Source organism: Ferriphaselus amnicola (assembly GCF_000974685.2).
GTDB lineage: Bacteria > Pseudomonadota > Gammaproteobacteria > Burkholderiales > Gallionellaceae > Ferriphaselus > Ferriphaselus amnicola.
Window position 1 is genome coordinate 2,589,778 of record NZ_AP018738.1, and the last position, 18,831, is coordinate 2,608,608.

An 18,831-nucleotide genomic window follows, 5' to 3' on the forward strand; every position below is an offset into this window, starting at 1 on the left:
GCTGGAGGAGCGACGATGCAACTGCTGTTGATCTGGGTATTGAACGCGCTGGCGCTGCTGGCGGTAGGTAACTTCGTCCCCGGCATCCATCTGGATGGGTTCGGCGATGCCATGATCGCAGCGCTCTTCCTCGGACTGGTCAACGCATTCATCCGCCCGCTGTTCGTCCTGCTGACCCTGCCCGCCACCGTGCTGACACTGGGGCTGTTCATCTTCGTGATCAACGGCCTGCTGTTCTGGTTCACCGGCTCGATACTCAAGGGCTTCGTCGTGGACGGCTTTTGGTACGGTTTGGCCGGCGCCATTCTGTATAGTATTTTTTCGTGGGGGCTCACGTCAGCCGCCGCACAACTCATGAGGAAATCATGAACAAGACGCCCATCAGTTTTGAGTTTTTCCCCCCGCAGACCCCGGAAGGGCTGGGCAAACTAGCCGATACCTGCAAGCAACTGGCGCTATACAAGCCAGAATATTTTTCCGTGACCTTTGGCGCGGGCGGCTCCACCCGTGACCGCACGCTGGCTACCGTCGAACAGATCCTGCATCAGGGCTACGGTGCCGCGCCGCATCTATCCTGCGTCGGCTCCACCCGCGAGAATATCCGCGAGATTCTGCACACTTACAAAGCGCTGGGCGTGAAGCGCATCGTCGCCCTGCGCGGCGACCTGCCGTCCGGCATGGCCACCACCGGCGAGTTCCAATACGCTAACGAACTGGTGTCGTTCATTCGCGCCGAGACCGGCGAGCACTTCCATCTGGAAGTCGCCGCCTATCCCGAAGTGCATCCGCAGGCTCGCTCAGCGCGCGACGACCTACTCAACTTCAAGCGCAAGATGCACGCGGGCGCGAATGCCGCCATCACCCAATATTTTTACAATGCCGACGCCTACTTCCACTTCGTCGAACAAGCACGCAAGCAAGGCATCACTCAGCCCATCGTGCCCGGCATCATGCCGATCATGAAATACTCGCAACTGGCGCGCTTCTCCGAGATGTGCGGTGCCGAGATTCCACGCTGGATGCGCAAAACGCTGGAAGGCTACGGTGACGATACCGACTCGGTTCAGGCTTTTGGGCGTGACGCAGTCACTCAGTTGTGCGAACAACTGCTGACCGCAGGCGTACCTGGGCTGCATTTCTACACGTTGAATCAGGCCGCCGCTTCCACCGAAATTCTGAAGCGCTTGGGCTATCGCGCATAATTCCTCTTGGCTCACCCTGTCTGAGTGGGAGCCAAGAAGAGGGACACATGATGAAATCACCTGAACTGTTACTTCCCGCTGGAACGCTCGATAAGATGCGCACCGCCTACGCTTTTGGCGCAGACGCGGTGTACGCGGGGCAACCGCGCTACTCCTTGCGCGCACGCAACAACGAATTCAAGCTGGAAGAGTTGCAGATCGGCATTCAGGAAGCGCACGCACTGGGCAAGAAATTGTTCGTCGCAAGCAACCTGATGCCGCACAACGCGAAGGTGAAGACCTACATGGCCGACATGGAGCCGGTCATCGCGATGAAGCCAGATGCGCTCATCATGGCCGACCCCGGCCTGATCGCCATGGTGCGCGAACGCTGGCCGGAGCAGGAGATCCATCTTTCAGTGCAGGCGAACACGGTCAACTATGCAGCGGTGAAATTCTGGAAGTCACTGGGTCTGTCACGGGTGATTCTGTCGCGTGAGTTGTCATTGGACGAGATCGAAGAAATTCGCCAGCAATGCCCAGACATGGAGCTGGAAGTGTTCGTGCACGGCGCGCTGTGCATCGCTTACTCTGGCCGCTGCCTACTTTCAGGCTACTTCAATCACCGCGACGCGAATCAGGGTACGTGCACCAATTCTTGCCGCTGGGACTACAAGATCGATAACGCCGAGGAGAATGGCACCGGCGATATCGAGAGACTCCCTGAGAAACTGGATTTCGATTTCGACAAGGCACTCAGCCAAAGCGCGCTGTCCGACTGCGGCAGCCAGCCGCGCCACCCGATGGCTGACCGCGTGTACGTGATTTCCCGGCAGGATCACCCGGGCGAACTGATGCCGGTGCTGGAAGACGAGCACGGTACCTACATCATGAATTCCAAAGACCTGCGCGCCGTCGAACACGTGGAGCGTCTGGTGAAGATCGGCATCGACTCGCTCAAGGTCGAGGGCCGCACCAAGTCGATCTACTACGTGGCCCGCACCGCGCAGGTGTATCGCCAAGCCATCGACGATGCCGTGGCCGGTCGCCCGTTCAATTTGAGCCTGCTAGGCGCGCTGGACGCGCTGGCGAATCGCGGCTACACCGATGGTTTCTACGAGCGCCACCACACCCACGAACAACAGAATTACATGCGCGGCCACTCGGAGAGCTTCCGTCAGCAATACGTCGGCGACATCGTGAGCTGCGCCAACGGCATGGCTGAGATCGACGTGAAGAACAAATTCTCGGTCGGCGACAAGTTGGAGATCATCCATCCGGCGGGCAACCACATCATTGATCTAACCGAGATGCGCAGCCTCGAAGGTGTGACCATGAACGTCGCCCCCGGCAGCGGCCATCGCGTGCAGATCCCCCTGCAAGGTGAATTGGCTAAAGGCATGGTTGCGCGCTTCTTGTAACAAGTTCAGCCTCGAACCCCGCTCGTACTAAGCTGGCTACTGGCCAGCTTAGTGGGGAAACAGCGAATGGCCCAAAGCCCATATTTTGGCCGAGTCCTAGTGCATGACGCACTCGCCACGCACCATTTTGGGCTGGCTTCAATTCCCACCGCCCTCATCCCCGCTCTCTACCGTTGATTTTTCGCGCTTCGCCATACGATATGCACCGCCCACACAAGGTGGCCTGAATATTGCTCACATCTCTGGTAAACGCTCAGGCGATGCCTCGTATCGCCCATAGCAAGCAATATCAGGAGACTGACATGACTGACGAATTGGAATTGATGCAACTAATGGCACGCTTCAAGTTACACGTGCGAAGACAGCTCAATCAACTGGTGGACCTCGACCTGCTCAAAACCGACAGCGCGTATGCCCGCACCCGCTTATCCGAGATCGAGAATCTCGCCGATGACGAAGAGTTGCTGATGATGGTACTGCGGCTGCGCAGCATCTTGCTGCCGGTCGCCCCCCCGCCCAAACCTCAAGCAGTCGAAGAGCCCCCGAAAGTAGAATCGGGACGCAGCTATAAATTCGGCGCGCGCTCCTGGTAAAGGCGCAGGACTACTCGGCCTTATCCTCAGCAGTAGGGTTTGGAGCAGGCGAGGCAACGTGCTGCTTTGGACGATTCTTGCTCTCGTCGAAGAAACGGAAGCGCCCGAACAGCACGCAGCCTTTCATGCCCAGCTCGCACGGCAGCTGGTTCACCCGTTCGCACTTGTCATCGACCAGATGCGGGCAGCCCCAGTTGCTCATGGTCAAACCTTCTTAACGAACTCCGTCTTCAACTGCATCGCGCCGATGCCGTCGATCTTGCAGTCGATGTCGTGGTCGCCGTCCACTAGTCGGATGTTCTTCACCTTAGTGCCGACCTTCACCACCGACGACGAACCCTTGATCTTCAGATCCTTGATGACCGTCACCGTATCGCCATCAACCAGCAGCGTACCGAACGCGTCCTTGAACACCTTGGTTTCTTCAACAGCTTCCGCTGCGACCTTCGGCCATTCGTGCGCGCATTCCGGGCAGACGAAATTGTCGCCGTCTTCATAGGTGTATTCCGAACTGCATTTCGGACATTTGGGTAGATCGCTCATGGTGTTTCCTATCGTTGGTTAATGGTAATCGTCTTCGCGTTGATGGCGCACCGCGAGCACCGTCACGGTTTCATTGTCCTCGATCTCGAACAGTGCGACATAGCCCGCACCGCCAAAAGAGATCACCAGTTCACGCAAACAGGCGCTGTCGCTAACCGCCTTGCGACACGTGAACGGGAACTGCTCCAGCAGTTGGATGCTTGTTGCGATGGTCTTGCGCGCATGCTTCGCTGCTTGAATATCGTGCTCAGCTAAAAAGGTGAACAAACGCTTCAAATCTTCTTTGGCAGCTAGGGTATAGCGAACCTTGCAACTCACCTACGCGCCTTCTTTTTTGGCACTGGCAATGAGGGTGTCCAACTCTGCCAACACCTCTTCCGAAGAGAAGTACACGCCGGTTTTCTTTGCCTCATCCCGCGAAGTCAAACCGCGCGCAATGAACTCCTGCTGTGTCCGCCGAAACGCCACATTGCGCCGCAACGAGTCCTCGACGAAGGCGGAAAGCGTCTCGCCGGGACGCAGAATCTCCTCGGCAGCTTGTCTCAACTCAGGTTGCACCCGCAAAGCGGGCATGGTCGCGGTTTTCATGGAGGGTTCCGTGCATCGCAAATGTGATGCACATCATCGTCGAAGTCGGAGGGAGATGCAAGAGGCAGGAAATGTAGGCTGGGATGAGCGAGCGAATCCTAGCGGAGGCTGGGCTAGATGCTGGGGTGCATCACCCCAGCCTACGCGCTGGTTGAATACCTTCACCCTTTCGCGATTCAAGATTTAATGCCGCCAGTACGGGGTTCAGGACAAATATAACAGTCGTTTTGCATACATCCAATGCTCGCTCTGCATCTGCCTGTGTTATTGACTCACCACGATGCACAACACCATTCCGCATCCTTTGAATTTCGGCAATTTCATCAACCAATGTCTTGCTCGCACCAACTCTCAGAACGCTGTCTAATTTCTTACTTGTTAAGTGCTCAAATAGCTGATCAAGAAGTTTTTTATACCGATCAAGGCCAGTTTGGGCCAGCGTGTTATTGACGATCTCTTCTGCAAGAACCTCACTACTTACTAGGCCATGAATAATCGGGCGAAGTAGAGTTGCCTTGAGAAATAGTTCTGTAGCAGAGGCGGAGAATACTAATGCGGCATCAAGGTGTCCCGAACACAACAAGGACTCCGCCTCACGAAATAGATCAACAGCGGGCCGTGCTACACGTGGATGATTTAAGTAATATGAACGAAGTCTGTCATTAGTAAATTCAGCTATAGCTTTCTCTTTGTGGTCTGGATATAACTCTTCAGAAAGTCGCTCAAACATTTCATCCTGCGCAGCATCAAAGTCGTCATAAGTCATAATCGAGCTTACAACTTATACCCCCGATGCACCGCCACCACGCCGCCGGTCAAGTTGAAGTACTCCACGCGCGACAATCCTGCATCCACCATCATCTGCTTCAGCTCTTCCTGTCCCGGATGCATGCGGATGGATTCGGCGAGGTAGCGGTAGCTGTCGGGGTCGTCGGCAACCAGTTTGCCCATGAACGGCAGCAGCTTGAACGAGTACAGGTCGTAGGCTTTTTCTAGCGGTTTGGCGACTTTGGAGAACTCCAGCACCAGCACGCGGCCACCCGGCTTGAGTACGCGGCGCATCTCGCGCAGGGCGGCGTCTTTGTGGGTGACGTTGCGCAAGCCGAAGGAGATGTTGACGCAGTCGAAGTAGTTGTCGGGGAAGGGCAGGTGTTCGGCATCGCATTGCGCCGTCGGAGTGACGATGCCTTCGTCTAGCAAACGATCACGACCGACGCGCAGCATGGCGTTGTTGATGTCAGTGAGCACGACTTGCCCGCCGCTGCCGACCGCCTTCAGGAACAGGCGCGACAAATCCGCCGAGCCGCCTGCCACGTCCAACACGCGATCCCCAGCGCGCACGCTGCTGACGCTGACGGCGAAGCGTTTCCAGAGGCGGTGCAAGCCAGCAGACATGAGGTCGTTCATCACGTCGTATTTGCTGGCGACGTTGGTGAACACGCCCGCGACCTTCTTGGCTTTCTCTTCTTCAGCGACGGTCTGAAAACCGAAGTGGGTGGTTTTGCTCATCTCAACTCCTTAGCTAATTATCCCCTCCCCCTTGAGGGAGAGGGTTAGGGAGAGGGTAGTGCGCGCCGACTCTCTCCCCTGCCCCTCTCCCATTAAATGGGAGAGGGGATACGTCGTCAATCTCGGCTTTCGCCCGCCGCTTCCAGTCGTTGCAGATACTCCTGCCACAGCCCGTCTTGATCCTTGCCCAGTTCGTACAAGTATTGCCAAGTGTAGAGGCCAGAATCATGGCCGTCGTCAAATGCCAGTTTGACGGCGTAGCTGCCGACCGGGACGATCTCGCTCAGGCCGACGTTGCGCTTGCCGACCTGCAAAGTCTCCTGCCCAGGCCCGTGGCCACGCACTTCGGCGGAGGGAGAGTTGACGCGCAGGAACTCGAACGGCAAGACGAAGCTTGCGCCGTCGTCGAAAGCGATCTCCAGCGTGCGGGAGTTCTGGTGTGCGGTGATTTCGGTGGGTGTCGGCATGGTTCGGATAAACGGCGAAAAATGGCGGCCATTATATACCGGGCAAACCCAGCGGAGACCGTGCTGGCTTATAATGCATGCCCAGATTTGCTCCGCTGCTGTCATGCTGTTCGATTCCACCCATTCCCGCCCGCGCTACGCCAACCTGCACGGCTCGTCCGATGCTTTGGCGCTGGCACAATTCGCCCGCAAACAGTCGCCGCTGGTGATCTTGACGGCGGATGCGCGCGAGGCACAGCGGCTGGTGGAAGAGCTGCCTTACTTTGACCCCAAGCTGCGCGTGCATCTGCTACCAGACTGGGAAACGCTGCCCTACGACCATTTCTCGCCGCATCAGGACTTGGTCTCCGAACGCCTCGCCACGCTGCACCATGTCCGCACCAGTGCCTATGACGTGTTGATCGTACCGGTGACCACCGCGCTCTACCCACTGCCGCCGGTGAGTTACATGGCGGCCTACACCTTCTTCATGAACAAGGGCGAGCGGCTGGTACTGGATGCTTTCCGCGCGCAGATGACGCTGGCAGGCTACACCCACGTGCAGCAGGTGCTCACCCCCGGCGAGTATTGCGTGCGCGGCGGGCTGATCGACCTGTTCCCGATGGGTAGCCCAGTGCCGTACCGCATCGACCTGTTCGATGACGAGATCGAGACCATCGCCACCTTTGACGTGGACACGCAGCGCACCATCTACCCCGTGCCGGACATTCGCTTGCTGCCCGCGCGCGAGTTTCCATTGGACGAAGCTGGGCAGGCGCGCTTCCGCAAGAATTTCCGCGAACGCTTTGAGGGCGACCCCTCCAAAGCCGGCATCTACAAGGATGTGAGCAAGGGCATCGCCCCAGCCGGCATCGAGTACTACCTGCCGCTGTTCTTCGACGAGACCGCCACGCTGTTCGACTACTTGCCGCCCAACGCCACGCTGTGCCTACACCACGCCGTGAACGATGCCATCACCGAATTCGGCAAGGATGCGGCCAACCGCTACAAACTGCTGCGCGGCGATCCGCAACGCCCGCTGTTGGAGCCGCATGAGCTGTTCATGGATGGCGAGCAGTTTTTTGGACGGGTCAAGGAATTTGGACGGGTAGATGTCGTTGATAAAGACGAAGGCTCCACGCTGACAAGCTGTCCCACGACGCCCATTCCGCCCATCGCCGTGGATCGCAAGGCGGAGGTGCCGGTGTTGGCGTTTCAGTCCTTCATCAGAAATCAGATCGGACGGGTGTTGCTGCTGGCGGAATCACTGGGGCGGCGCGAGATCATGGCGGGCTATCTGCGCGAGTACGGGCTAACGCCGGAGACGTGCGAGAGCTACGCCGAATTCGAGCAAGGCAAAGCAGCGTTCATGCTGGGTGTCGCTCCCTTGCAACGGGGCTTCACGCTCACGGACACACAGTTAGCCATCGTTACCGAGACCGAGCTGTACGCCTCCCAGCCCAAGAGCCGTAACACACGCAGCACCAAAAAGAGCAGCGTCGAAGGGATGCTGCGCGATTTGTCCGAGCTCAAGCCGGGCGACGCGGTCGTGCATGAGCAGCACGGCATCGGACGCTACATGGGCTTGGTCACGCTGGATTTGGGCGAGGGCGGCAACGAATTCCTGCTGTTGCAATATTCGGGCGAGGACAAGCTCTACGTACCCGTGTCGCAACTGCACGTCATCAGCCGTTACAGCGGCGGTGCGGCGGAAGATGCGCCATTGCACAAGCTGGGCAGCGGCGCATGGGACAAGGCCAAGCGCCGAGCCATGCAACAGGTGCGCGATACCGCTGCCGAACTACTGAACCTCTACGCCCAGCGCGCCACGCGTAAGGGTCACGCTTTCAAGCTGACCTACCACGACTACGAGGCCTTCGCCGCTGGCTTCGGTTTCGAGGAAACGCCCGATCAGGCCGCCGCCATCGAGGCTGTCATCCTCGACCTGCAATCCGGCAAGCCGATGGATAGGTTGATCTGCGGCGACGTGGGATTCGGCAAGACCGAGGTTGCGCTGCGCGCCGCCTTCGTCGCCGCGATGGAAGGCAAGCAGGTAGCGGTGTTAGCCCCCACTACGCTGCTGGTCGAGCAGCATTACCAAAATTTCTCCAGCCGCTTCGCCGATTGGCCGGTGCGTATCGCCGAGCTGTCCCGCTTCAAGTCGACCAAGGAAACCACGCAGGCGCTGAAAGACTTGGCCGAGGGCAAGGTGGACATCGTGATCGGCACACACAAGCTGATCCAGAAAGACATCAAGTTCTCCAACCTCGGGCTGGTCATCATCGACGAAGAGCATCGCTTCGGTGTGCAGCAGAAAGAGCGCCTGAAAGCGCTGCGCGCCGAAGTGGACGTACTGACGCTAACCGCCACGCCGATCCCGCGCACGCTAGCGATGTCGCTGGAAGGGCTGCGCGACTTCTCGGTGATCGCCACTGCGCCGCAGCGCCGCTTGTCGATCAAGACGTTCGTCAGCGGCTACAGCCAGGGCGTGATCCGCGAAGCGGTGCTGCGCGAATTGAAGCGCGGTGGGCAGGTGTACTTCCTGCATAACGAAGTGGACACCATGCCCAATATGCTGGAGAAGCTGACCACCTTGCTGCCGGAAGCGCGCATCCGCATGGCACACGGTCAGATGGGCGAGCGCGAACTGGAGTCGGTGATGCGCGACTTCACCCACCAGCGCTTCAATGTGCTGCTGTGCTCCACCATCATCGAGACCGGCATCGACGTGCCCAGCGCCAACACTATCATCATGAACCGCGCCGACCGCTTCGGCCTCGCGCAGTTACACCAGTTGCGTGGTCGCGTTGGGCGTTCGCACCATCAGGCTTACGCCTATCTGCTGGTGGATAGTCTGGACGGGCTGACCGCGCAGGCCAAGAAACGTCTCGAAGCGATTCAGGCGATGGAGCAATTGGGCAGCGGCTTTTATCTCGCCATGCACGATCTGGAGATACGCGGCGCGGGCGAGGTGCTGGGCGAATCACAGAGCGGTGAGATGCAGGAGATCGGCTTCGCCCTTTATACCGACATGCTCAACGCTGCCATCACTTCTCTGCGGCAAGGCCACGAGCCTGACATGGCACACCCGCTGGGCGTCACCACCGAGATCAATCTGCACACACCGGCGCTGCTGCCCAACGATTACTGCGGCGACATCCACCAGCGGCTGGTGTTGTACAAGCGGCTGGCGAGCTGCACTTCACTGGACGAACTGGAGACCATGCAAGCCGAGTTGATTGACCGCTTCGGCCTGCTGCCGGACGCCGCCGAAGCGCTGCTTCTATGCCACCAGCTACGTATCGCCGCCAAGCCATTGGGCATCGCCAAACTGGACGCTTCCTCGGAGGCTATCCAGATCCAATTCGTGCCGAATCCACCCATCGATCCGACGAAGATCATCAAATTGATCCAGACCAAGCGTCACTACAAGTTGGTAGGACAGGACAAGCTGCGTATCGAGTTAAAGTATCACGACCTCACCCAACGAGTGCTGGCGATCAGAAGTTTCTTTGGGGAGTTAAAGTGAGTGAATCTTAGGCGTGGAATATAGCGACCTAGATTGCGCTAGCTAAAGAACCCCGACTTGATCAGTTCCAGCGTTAGCGCCTTGTAGTCAACTGCGCCTGGACTGTTTGGGGCGAAGCTGAAGATGTCTTTCGCGTGCATGGGACTCGTCGCTAGTGCGACGTTCTCACTGATGCGGGTGTTGCATACCAAGTCACCGTAACGCTCTTTGACCTTGTCGTAGATCTCGAATGCCAGTTTCCGTCTTGCATCAAAGCGAGTGACCACCACTCGGCGCTCGATCTTCCGCTTCAGCTTGGTCTCCAATACATTGAGCGCAACCTCCAGCCGGTGTACACCTTGCAGGGAGAGAAAGTCAGCGGAAACCGGAATCAGCACACGATCTGCGGCCAACAGCGCATTCAGCGTCAATACACCTAACATGGGGCAGCAGTCGATCAGCACGGGGGCGCCGGTGAGCGCGAGCTCTTCTTTCAGCCCATGACTTAGCATCATGCCAGCCTGTGTGTCGTTACCGAACATCACATCGATCTTGGCCAGCTCTAACGTGGCGGGAATCAGTTGCCAACCGCCAGCTGTTTCTTGAATCAAGTTGGCAAGTGGCGCGCCGCCCTTGAAGAACGCAGCGACACTTGTGTCTGCTCGCACGTCGCGAACACCCGAGGCCAGCGTCATGTGTGCCTGCGGGTCAAGGTCTATCACGACCGGGCAGCGCTGCGCCCGAGTCAATCCTGCGGTCAGATTCAAACAAGTGGTGGTTTTTCCCACGCCACCTTTTTGGTTGAAAATGGCGATAGTCGCCATGTGTCGATCTCCCTATTGCGGCAGCCTTGCTGCCATCCATATCTACGGATGGCACTATGCCGATTTCAGTCGCATGTGCGAGCACCGAACAGTGAGATATTCCAGCGTGTTTTCAGGCTTTTGCCTAAAGAGTATTCAGCGTGGCTTCTTTTTTGGGCGCTGCCACCCGGTGATGGTAGTTTGCTTGCCACGTGATAGGGTCAGCTCACCTGCAGGAGCATCGCGTGTGATGGTCGAGCCTGCACCAATGGTCGCCCCATGCCCCACCGTCACAGGCGCAACCAGTTGCGTGTCTGAGCCGATAAAGGCATCGTCACCGATCACGGTACGATGTTTATTTACGCCATCGTAATTGCAGGTAATGGTTCCCGCACCGATATTGACGCGACTTCCCACTGTACTGTCACCGATGTAGCTCAGATGATTGGCCTTACTCTGCGCTGCGATTTCGCTATTTTTGATCTCGACGAAATTGCCAACATGAACTTCGTTGTGCAGCTTAGTGCCGGGCCGCAGACGCGCATAAGGGCCGATCACGCAATCATTCCCGACCTCCGCATGATCGATTAGACTGAACGGAGCAATATGGGTACCAGATTCGATCTTCGATTCACGGATGATGCTGTATGCACCGACTCGCACACGGTGATCAAGATGCACATTTCCCTCAAAGATACAGCCGATATCGATCTCAACATCGCGCCCACACGTCAATTTGCCGCGAATATCAACTCGTGCTGGGTCGGCTAAAGTCACGCCTTGGGCAAGAAGATGGTGCGCTTGTACGTGCTGCCATAAGCGCTCAAGCTCGGCCAATTGCTGTTTGCTATTGACGCCCAACACCTCCCAATCGTGAGTAGGATGCGCCGTCTGAACCTGAACTCCCTGCGCTACAGCCATAGCAACGATGTCAGTCAGATAGTATTCGCCTTGTGCATTGTCATTTTTCAACGCACTTAACCATTGGCGCAGTAGCCCAGTAGGTGCAGCCAGAATACCCGTGTTGACCTCTTTAATTGCACGGAGCTCGGCCGAAGCATCCTTCTCCTCAACGATGGCCGTTACCTTGCCACCCTGTTCCCGAACAATTCGGCCATAACCTGTAGGGTGCTCCATATGCAGGGTCAGCAAATTGAGTGCAAATGGATGCATCAGCAGCTTATGTAATGTGTTGGCTTGAATCAGCGGCACATCACCGTAGAGAACGAGTGTAGTGCTATCGTCCGCGAGCAAGGGAAGCGCCTGTTGTACTGCATGGCCTGTACCTAATTGTGGTTCTTGCATCACAAAACACGTAACAATGTCTGCCAAGGTCTGCGGCACCTGTTCGCCACCATGACCGTACACGACACAGCTAACGCCCGGTGACAGAGTATTTGCAGTTTCGATGACGTGCTGCACCAATGGGCGCCCTGCTAGAGTATGCAGAACCTTAGGCTTTTCAGAGTACATGCGCGTGCCTTTACCGGCAGCTAGGATGACAATGTTTAGTGATTTCATACTCGGCTTTCTGAAGGTGGCTCAGTATAAACAAAAGTGCTGACAGCGGGTATTTTAGCGTGGCATTGGCCATCTGACGTATTCGTCTAAGCAACAAAAAAGGCAGCCTAGGCTGCCTTTATTTGTTAGTTGCTATAACTTAGTGTGTTCGCTTACGAAGTTTCTCGATCGCTTGCAACTGAGCCAAGGCTTGAGAAAGCTCAGCCTGAGCTGCTGCATAATCGATGTCGGAACTGCGATTCTTCATCGCCTCTTCCGCTGCCTGTTTAGCAGTCATCGCACGAGCCTCATCCAAATCAGCACCTCGGATGGCGGTATCGGCCAGCACGGTCACCACGTCCGGCTGCACTTCCAACATTCCACCAGATACATAGATCAGCTCTTCTTTTTCCTGATCTGGCAGTTTGAGGCGCACCGAACCCGGTTTGATGCGGGTCAACAGTGGGGTGTGGCGTGGCAGGATACCCAACTCGCCAGACTCTCCCGGAACGATGACCAGTTCCGCAAGGCCGGAGAAGATGGACTCTTCTGCGCTTACCACGTCAACATGAACGGTCATAGCCATATACCTTATCCCTTATTGCAGCGTTTTTGCTTTTTCGACAGCTTCGTCGATACCGCCAACCATGTAGAACGCTTGCTCTGGCAGGTGATCGTACTCGCCACCAACAATGCCCTTGAAGCCTCGAATGGTTTCCTTCAGGGTCACGTACTTGCCGGGGCTGCCAGTAAACACTTCAGCAACATGGAAAGGCTGCGACAGGAAGCGCTGGATCTTACGAGCGCGCGACACAGCCAACTTATCTTCCGGTGCCAGTTCGTCCATACCCAGAATCGCGATGATGTCGCGCAATTCCTTGTAGCGTTGCAGAGTCTGCTGCACGCCACGAGCAACGGAGTAGTGCTCTTCGCCAACCACCAGCGGATCCAGCTGACGGGAAGTCGAGTCGAGTGGATCAACCGCAGGATAGATACCCAGAGAAGCGATGTCACGCGACAACACAACGGTCGAATCCAAGTGCAAAAACGTGGTCGCAGGAGACGGGTCGGTCAAGTCATCCGCAGGAACGTAAACAGCCTGGATGGATGTAATCGAGCCTACCTTGGTCGAAGTGATACGCTCTTGCAAGCGGCCCATTTCTTCAGCCAGAGTCGGCTGGTAACCCACAGCGGAAGGCATACGACCCAACAGCGCAGAAACTTCGGTACCGGCCAATGTGTAACGGTAGATGTTATCCACGAAGAACAGGATGTCACGACCTTCGTCACGGAACTTTTCAGCCATGGTCAGACCGGACAGCGCAACGCGCAGACGGTTGCCAGGCGGCTCGTTCATCTGACCGAACACCATCGCAACCTTGTCCAGCACGTTGGAGTCCTTCATTTCATGGTAGAAGTCGTTACCCTCACGAGTACGCTCACCCACACCGGCGAACACGGACAAACCAGAGTGCTGTTTAGCGATGTTGTTGATGAGTTCCATCATGTTCACGGTCTTGCCCACACCGGCGCCACCGAACAGACCCACTTTACCACCCTTAGCAAACGGGCAAACCAAGTCGATCACCTTGATGCCGGTTTCCAGCAGGTCAACGGAAGGCGACAATTCGTCGAACTTCGGTGCCTTCTGGTGAATGGAGCGACGCTCTTCACATTGCACTTCGCCAGCGTCATCAATCGGGCGGCCCAACACATCCATGATACGACCCAGTGTGCCGTGTCCAACAGGAACGGAGATCTGGTTGCCGGTGTTGGTAACTGCGGTACCGCGACGCAGACCATCCGAGGAGCCCATGGCAATGGTACGAACTACGCCGTCACCAATTTGCTGTTGAACTTCCAGGGTCAAGCCCTTCTCGCCAACTGTGTTCGCGTCGTCTTGCACCAGCAACGCGTCATATACCTTAGGCATCGCATCACGTGGAAATTCAACGTCCACCACCGCGCCGATACACTGAACAATCTTGCCTTGACTCATTTTGAGATTCCCCAAATTAACGTTTAACTGTTAGACCGCTGCTGCGCCGCCGACGATTTCCGAGATTTCCTTGGTAATCGCTGCCTGACGCGCCTTGTTATAGACCAGCTTGAGTTCACCGATGACGGTCTTGGCATTATCAGAAGCGGCCTTCATTGCTACCATACGCGCGCTTTGCTCAGAAGCCATGTTTTCGGTCACTGCGCTATAGACCAGCGATTCGATGTAACGCACCATCAACTCGTCCACGACTTGCTTAGCCTCTGGTTCATACAAATAATCCCAGTTACCAGGCTTGTCCTCAGCAGACAGTTCATCGCTGAGTGGGAGCAGTTGCTCTATGCGAGGTTCCTGTTTCATCGTGTTGATGAAATGGTTATAGCTCAGATAGATTGCGTCGATCTCACCCGCAGCATAGGCATCAAGCATCACCTTCACTGCACCGATCAGCTTCTCAACGTGTGGCGTATCACCCAAGCCAATCATATGTGATTTGACTTTTGCACCTACGCGATTCATAAAGCTGAAGCCTTTGTTGCCGATAGGGCACACCGAAATGCCCTTACCCTGACTTTCCAAGTCTTTCATCCGGTTCACCACCAGACGCAAGATGTTGGTATTCAGACCGCCGCACAGACCTTTGTCCGAAGTCACCACGATCACGCCGACGTTTTTGACGTCGCGCTTGACCAAGAATGGGTGCTTGTACTCTGGATTGGCGCGCGACAAGTGAGCCGCCACTTGGCGAATCTTTTCCGCATAAGGCCGAGCGGCTCGCATCCGTTCTTGCGCTTTACGCATTTTGGATGCGGCCACCATTTCCATAGCACGCGTGATCTTGCGCGTATTTTCAACGCTCTTGATCTTGGTGCGTATTTCCTTGCTGCCTGCCATAACTTACTCCGGCTTTTAACCTACCACTAGTAAACCATCTTCTGATCAGCTAGTGGCGTGGCTAGTCGTTATATCAGTAAACACCCGTGGACTTGAATTCCTCGATCGCTGCCGCCAAGGCCTTCTCGTTGTCACCCGACAGATCCTTAGTGGTGTCGATGGCATCCATGATCGCCTTGTGCTTAGACTTCAGGAAGGAGTGCACGGCAGATTCAAATGCCAGTGCTCTCTTTACTTCCACGTCATCGAAGTAACCCTTGTTCACTGCGAACAGTGTCACAGCCATTTCAGCAACAGATAGAGGCGCATATTGCAGCTGCTTCATCAGTTCAGTCACCAAACGACCGCGTTCCAATTGCTTGCGGGTTGCATCATCCAAGTCAGAAGCAAACTGCGCGAACGCAGCCAGTTCACGATACTGAGCCAGTGCTAGACGCACACCGCCACCCAGCTTCTTGATGACCTTGGTCTGAGCTGCACCACCCACGCGAGATACCGACACACCGGCGTTGATCGCAGGACGGACACCGGCGTTGAACAAGTCTGTTTCCAAGAAGATCTGACCGTCAGTGATCGAGATCACGTTGGTCGGAACGAAAGCGGACACGTCGCCAGCAGCAGTTTCGATGATCGGCAATGCGGTCAACGAACCGGTCTTGCCCTTGACTTCGCCCTTGGTGAAGGCTTCCACGTAGTCGGCGTTCACGCGAGCTGCGCGCTCTAACAGACGGGAGTGGATGTAGAACACATCACCTGGGTAGGCTTCGCGGCCGGGTGGACGGCGCAGCAACAGGGAGATTTGACGATAAGCCCAAGCTTGCTTGGTCAAGTCATCATATACGATCAATGCATCTTCGCCGCGATCACGGAAGTATTCGCCCATGGTACAGCCAGCATACGGAGCCAAGAACTGCATTGCAGCAGAGTCAGAAGCCGTAGCCGCTACGACGATGGTGTAACCCATCGCGCCATGCTCTTCCAGTTTGCGCACCACGTTAGCGATAGTCGATGCCTTTTGGCCGATCGCAACGTAGATACAGGTCATGTTCTGACCCTTCTGGTTGATGATGGCATCAACAGCAACCGCTGTCTTACCTGTCTGACGGTCACCAATGATCAGTTCGCGCTGACCGCGACCGACTGGAACCATAGAGTCGATCGACTTCAGACCAGTTTGCACAGGCTGATCGACCGACTTACGTGCGATCACGCCCGGAGCGACCTTTTCGATCTTGTCGGTCATCTTGGCATTAATCGGGCCTTTGCCGTCGATGGGCTGACCCAGCGCGTTCACCACGCGGCCACGCAACTCAGGACCAACCGGCACTTCCAGAATCTTGCCAGTACACTTAACAGTGTCGCCTTCGCTGATGTGCTCGTATTCACCCAGAACCACAGCACCCACCGAGTCACGCTCCAAGTTCAGCGCCAAGCCGTAGGTGTTGCCAGGGAATTCAAGCATTTCGCCCTGCATTACATCAGACAGGCCGTGGACGCGCACGATACCGTCAGTCACGGATACAACCGTGCCTTCGGTGCGGGCTTGAGTCAGCGCTTCGAAATTCTCGATGCGGCTGCGAATCAAATTGCTAATTTCAGAAGGATTGAGCTTCATCTTTTCCTCGTTTCGATATTTCTGTCATCAAGCCAGTGCGCTTGCCATTTCGGCCAGCCGTGTACGTGCCGAGCCATCAATCACCTTGTCGCCTGCGCGAATCACGATGCCGCCCAGCAGATCTTTGTTGATCTCGCTAGAGAGACGAATTTCACGTCCCAGCTTGGTCTTCAATGCCGCTGCGATCTTCAGCTTCTGCGCGTCATTCAAGTCGAATGCCGAGCTGACCATTACGTCAACCGACTTCTCCTCTTCCGCACGCAGCGCTTCGAACTGCTCAGCGATTTCAGGCAACACTGCCAGACGATGAGCTTCAATCAGCAATTTGATGAAGTTCTGTCCGTCAGAGCCGACCTTACCGCCACACAGTGCGATCATCAGCGACTCAACTTGTCCTGCCGCAACGCGGGGATTAGAGACCAGAGCAGCCACTTGCGCATCATTGACCGCAGCCGTAGCCGCTTCCAACAATTCGGACCAAGTTTTCAGGACTCCACCTCGCTTGGCCTGCTCAAAAGCAGCCAAAGCATATGGACGGGCAATAGTGATGGCTTCAGACATGGCGATCAGATTTCCGCGACTAGTTTTTCAAGCAGATCGTTGTGAGCTTTGGCGTCGATTTCGCGACCCAAGATGCGAGACGCACCAGCCAGAGCGATTGCGGATACTTCATTACGCAGTTGCTCTCTAGCACGAAACACTTCCTGCTCGACTTCAGCCTTAGCACCCGTAATGATACGGTCGCCTTCGACCTTGGCCTGAGCCTTGGCTTCTTCAACAATCTCGGTACCGCGCTTCTCACCCTGAGCGATGATCTCGGCTGCCTTTTCCTTCGCTTCGCGGATGACATCCGCAGCGCGCTTGGCGGCCAACTCTTGCTCATGCTTGCCGCGCTCGGCTGCCGCCAAACCATCAGCGATGGTCTTTTGACGGGTTTCGATTGCAGACAGCAGCGGCGGCCAGACAAACTTGACCGTGAACCATATCAGAATGGCAAACGACAAAGCCTGTGCAAACAGTGTCAGGTTAATGTTCATTTCAGTTCCTTACGCCGATTTATGCCGCGTGGCAAAGCCAACCTTATTTAATGACGGCCAGCAACGGATTTGCGAACGCGAACATCATGGCCAGACCAACACCGATAATGAACGAAGCGTCGATCAGACCCAACAGCAGGAATACCTTGCCTTGCAGAGTTGGCATCATTTCAGGCTGGCGGGCTGCGCCTTCCAAGAATGCGCTACACATGATACCGATACCGATACAGGCACCAGCAGCACCCAGACCAATGATCAGGCCAATGCCGATTCCGGTGTAAGCTTGAACCATCGCCAACAGTTGCACGGTGTTTTCCATTTTATTTCCTTTCGATTTACAAGGTTGGTATTACAAGTTGATAAAAATTACAAACAAAACTAGTTAGTGGCTTTCATGCGCCATCGCGATGTACACAACCGTCAGCATCATGAAGATGAACGCTTGCAACACCACGATCAGGATGTGGAAGATTGCCCATCCAGCACCCAGCAATGCTCCAAAAATCGTACCCGCCAGACCGGTTGCAGCCCACATACCCAATAGCAGGAAGATGATCTCACCCGCATACATATTACCGAACAGACGCAGTGAGTGCGACAGCGGCTTAGACACGTATTCGATCAGATTGAACAAGAAGTTAGCAGGCCATACCAGCACGTTAGAACCGAATGGCGCACAGAACAACTCATGTATCCAGCCACCCAAACCCTTGACCTTGATGCTGAAGAAAATCATCAGCACCCATACCGCCAAAGCCAGCGCAAAAGTCGAGTTGATATCGGAGGTTGGAACCGCACGGAAGTGATCCTGACCAAAAACGTTGTGATAGATCCAAGCCATGATATCGACAGGCAGGAAGTCCATCGCATTCATCATCAATACCCAGACGAACACCGTCAATGCAGCTGGCGCAACGAATGCATTTCGATCACCGTGGAAAATTCCTTTAACTTGATCGTCAACGAATTCCACCAGCAACTCAACGAATGCCAAGCGCTTATTGGGCACACCGGCAGTCGCACCACGCACTACCCACCAGAGAAAACCAAAGGCGAATATGCCCAGCAACCAAGACACCACCAAGGTATCCATGTGCAAAGTCCAAAATCCACCGCCAACATCTTTGGCATTGAAAGCGAGGTGATGCTCGATATAGCTCGAAGGGGTCAGTGCGTGTTCAGACATCCCGTATC

At 55.8% G+C, this 18,831-nt stretch carries 22 protein-coding genes; 5 read left to right on the forward strand and 17 right to left on the reverse strand.

Going from position 1 to position 18,831, the window contains the following annotated elements:
- Positions 1–15: 15 nt before the first annotated feature.
- The 4 genes from OYT1_RS12830 (at position 16) to OYT1_RS12845 (ending at position 3,195) form a co-directional block, all read left to right on the forward strand.
- The gene (locus OYT1_RS12830; RefSeq protein WP_062626448.1) at positions 16–369 is read left to right on the forward strand and encodes a phage holin family protein; all 354 of its coding nucleotides are present in this window, start codon (positions 16–18) and stop codon (positions 367–369) included.
- Complete coding sequence (metF, locus tag OYT1_RS12835; RefSeq protein WP_062626447.1) at positions 366–1,202, forward strand: methylenetetrahydrofolate reductase [NAD(P)H]; 837 nt, start codon at positions 366–368, stop codon at positions 1,200–1,202. The genes OYT1_RS12830 and metF overlap by 4 nt, the downstream gene beginning before the upstream one ends.
- Positions 1,203–1,249: 47 nt before the next feature.
- Complete coding sequence (gene trhP / locus OYT1_RS12840; protein ID WP_062626446.1) at positions 1,250–2,602, forward strand: prephenate-dependent tRNA uridine(34) hydroxylase TrhP; 1,353 nt, start codon at positions 1,250–1,252, stop codon at positions 2,600–2,602.
- Positions 2,603–2,904: 302 nt separating this feature from the next.
- Entirely contained in the window at positions 2,905–3,195 is a 291-nt protein-coding gene (locus OYT1_RS12845) for a hypothetical protein (RefSeq protein WP_119283565.1), read from the forward strand.
- 10 nt (positions 3,196–3,205) lie between these two features.
- On the opposite strand, the gene OYT1_RS12850 is transcribed toward OYT1_RS12845, so the two are convergent.
- The 7 genes from OYT1_RS12850 to OYT1_RS12880 form a co-directional block, all read right to left on the reverse strand.
- Positions 3,206–3,397 carry a hypothetical protein gene (locus OYT1_RS12850; protein WP_062626444.1) on the reverse strand — a complete coding sequence of 64 codons (192 nt, stop codon included), beginning with the start codon at positions 3,395–3,397 and terminating at the stop codon, positions 3,206–3,208.
- Between the two features lie 2 nt (positions 3,398–3,399).
- Complete coding sequence (locus OYT1_RS12855) at positions 3,400–3,738, reverse strand: zinc ribbon domain-containing protein YjdM (protein WP_062626443.1); 339 nt, start codon at positions 3,736–3,738, stop codon at positions 3,400–3,402.
- 18 nt (positions 3,739–3,756) lie between these two features.
- Positions 3,757–4,056, reverse strand: coding sequence for a type II toxin-antitoxin system RelE/ParE family toxin (locus OYT1_RS12860; RefSeq protein WP_062626442.1), 300 nt, complete (start codon positions 4,054–4,056; stop codon positions 3,757–3,759).
- Positions 4,057–4,326 (reverse strand): YlcI/YnfO family protein, encoded by a 270-nt coding sequence (locus OYT1_RS12865; RefSeq protein WP_062626441.1) that lies wholly within the window; start codon positions 4,324–4,326, stop codon positions 4,057–4,059.
- A gap of 130 nt (positions 4,327–4,456) precedes the next feature.
- Positions 4,457–5,092 carry a hypothetical protein gene (locus OYT1_RS12870; RefSeq protein WP_062626440.1) on the reverse strand — a complete coding sequence of 212 codons (636 nt, stop codon included), beginning with the start codon at positions 5,090–5,092 and terminating at the stop codon, positions 4,457–4,459.
- A gap of 8 nt (positions 5,093–5,100) precedes the next feature.
- The gene (gene ubiE, locus OYT1_RS12875; protein ID WP_062626439.1) at positions 5,101–5,835 is read right to left on the reverse strand and encodes a bifunctional demethylmenaquinone methyltransferase/2-methoxy-6-polyprenyl-1,4-benzoquinol methylase UbiE; all 735 of its coding nucleotides are present in this window, start codon (positions 5,833–5,835) and stop codon (positions 5,101–5,103) included.
- A gap of 116 nt (positions 5,836–5,951) precedes the next feature.
- Positions 5,952–6,302: a gamma-butyrobetaine hydroxylase-like domain-containing protein gene (locus tag OYT1_RS12880; RefSeq protein WP_062626438.1), complete on the reverse strand. Its 351-nt coding sequence runs from the start codon at positions 6,300–6,302 to the stop codon at positions 5,952–5,954.
- A gap of 103 nt (positions 6,303–6,405) precedes the next feature.
- Between OYT1_RS12880 and mfd the strand changes: the two genes are divergently transcribed.
- On the forward strand, positions 6,406–9,810 hold the full coding sequence (gene mfd / locus OYT1_RS12885) for a transcription-repair coupling factor (RefSeq protein ID WP_062626783.1): 3,405 nt from the start codon (positions 6,406–6,408) through the stop codon (positions 9,808–9,810).
- 38 nt (positions 9,811–9,848) lie between these two features.
- Here mfd and OYT1_RS12890 read toward each other — a convergent pair whose 3' ends face one another.
- The 10 genes from OYT1_RS12890 to atpB form a co-directional block, all read right to left on the reverse strand.
- Positions 9,849–10,613: a ParA family protein gene (locus tag OYT1_RS12890; protein WP_062626437.1), complete on the reverse strand. Its 765-nt coding sequence runs from the start codon at positions 10,611–10,613 to the stop codon at positions 9,849–9,851.
- A 135-nt stretch (positions 10,614–10,748) separates the two neighbouring features.
- Complete coding sequence (glmU, locus tag OYT1_RS12895; RefSeq protein ID WP_062626436.1) at positions 10,749–12,113, reverse strand: bifunctional UDP-N-acetylglucosamine diphosphorylase/glucosamine-1-phosphate N-acetyltransferase GlmU; 1,365 nt, start codon at positions 12,111–12,113, stop codon at positions 10,749–10,751.
- A gap of 139 nt (positions 12,114–12,252) precedes the next feature.
- Positions 12,253–12,678, reverse strand: a complete 426-nt coding sequence (locus OYT1_RS12900) for a F0F1 ATP synthase subunit epsilon (RefSeq protein ID WP_062626435.1) — start codon at positions 12,676–12,678, stop codon at positions 12,253–12,255.
- Between the two features lie 12 nt (positions 12,679–12,690).
- The gene (atpD, locus tag OYT1_RS12905; protein WP_062626434.1) at positions 12,691–14,091 is read right to left on the reverse strand and encodes a F0F1 ATP synthase subunit beta; all 1,401 of its coding nucleotides are present in this window, start codon (positions 14,089–14,091) and stop codon (positions 12,691–12,693) included.
- A gap of 30 nt (positions 14,092–14,121) precedes the next feature.
- A complete protein-coding gene (gene atpG / locus OYT1_RS12910) occupies positions 14,122–14,985 on the reverse strand; it encodes a F0F1 ATP synthase subunit gamma (protein WP_062626433.1) in 864 nt (287 codons plus the stop codon).
- A 73-nt stretch (positions 14,986–15,058) separates the two neighbouring features.
- Positions 15,059–16,600, reverse strand: a complete 1,542-nt coding sequence (atpA, locus tag OYT1_RS12915; RefSeq protein ID WP_062626432.1) for a F0F1 ATP synthase subunit alpha — start codon at positions 16,598–16,600, stop codon at positions 15,059–15,061.
- Between the two features lie 27 nt (positions 16,601–16,627).
- Positions 16,628–17,161: a F0F1 ATP synthase subunit delta gene (locus OYT1_RS12920; RefSeq protein ID WP_062626431.1), complete on the reverse strand. Its 534-nt coding sequence runs from the start codon at positions 17,159–17,161 to the stop codon at positions 16,628–16,630.
- A 5-nt stretch (positions 17,162–17,166) separates the two neighbouring features.
- Complete coding sequence (locus tag OYT1_RS12925) at positions 17,167–17,637, reverse strand: F0F1 ATP synthase subunit B (protein ID WP_062626430.1); 471 nt, start codon at positions 17,635–17,637, stop codon at positions 17,167–17,169.
- Between the two features lie 43 nt (positions 17,638–17,680).
- Entirely contained in the window at positions 17,681–17,956 is a 276-nt protein-coding gene (gene atpE, locus OYT1_RS12930; protein WP_035384227.1) for a F0F1 ATP synthase subunit C, read from the reverse strand.
- A gap of 63 nt (positions 17,957–18,019) precedes the next feature.
- On the reverse strand, positions 18,020–18,823 hold the full coding sequence (gene atpB, locus OYT1_RS12935) for a F0F1 ATP synthase subunit A (RefSeq protein ID WP_062626429.1): 804 nt from the start codon (positions 18,821–18,823) through the stop codon (positions 18,020–18,022).
- Positions 18,824–18,831: the final 8 nt, after the last annotated feature.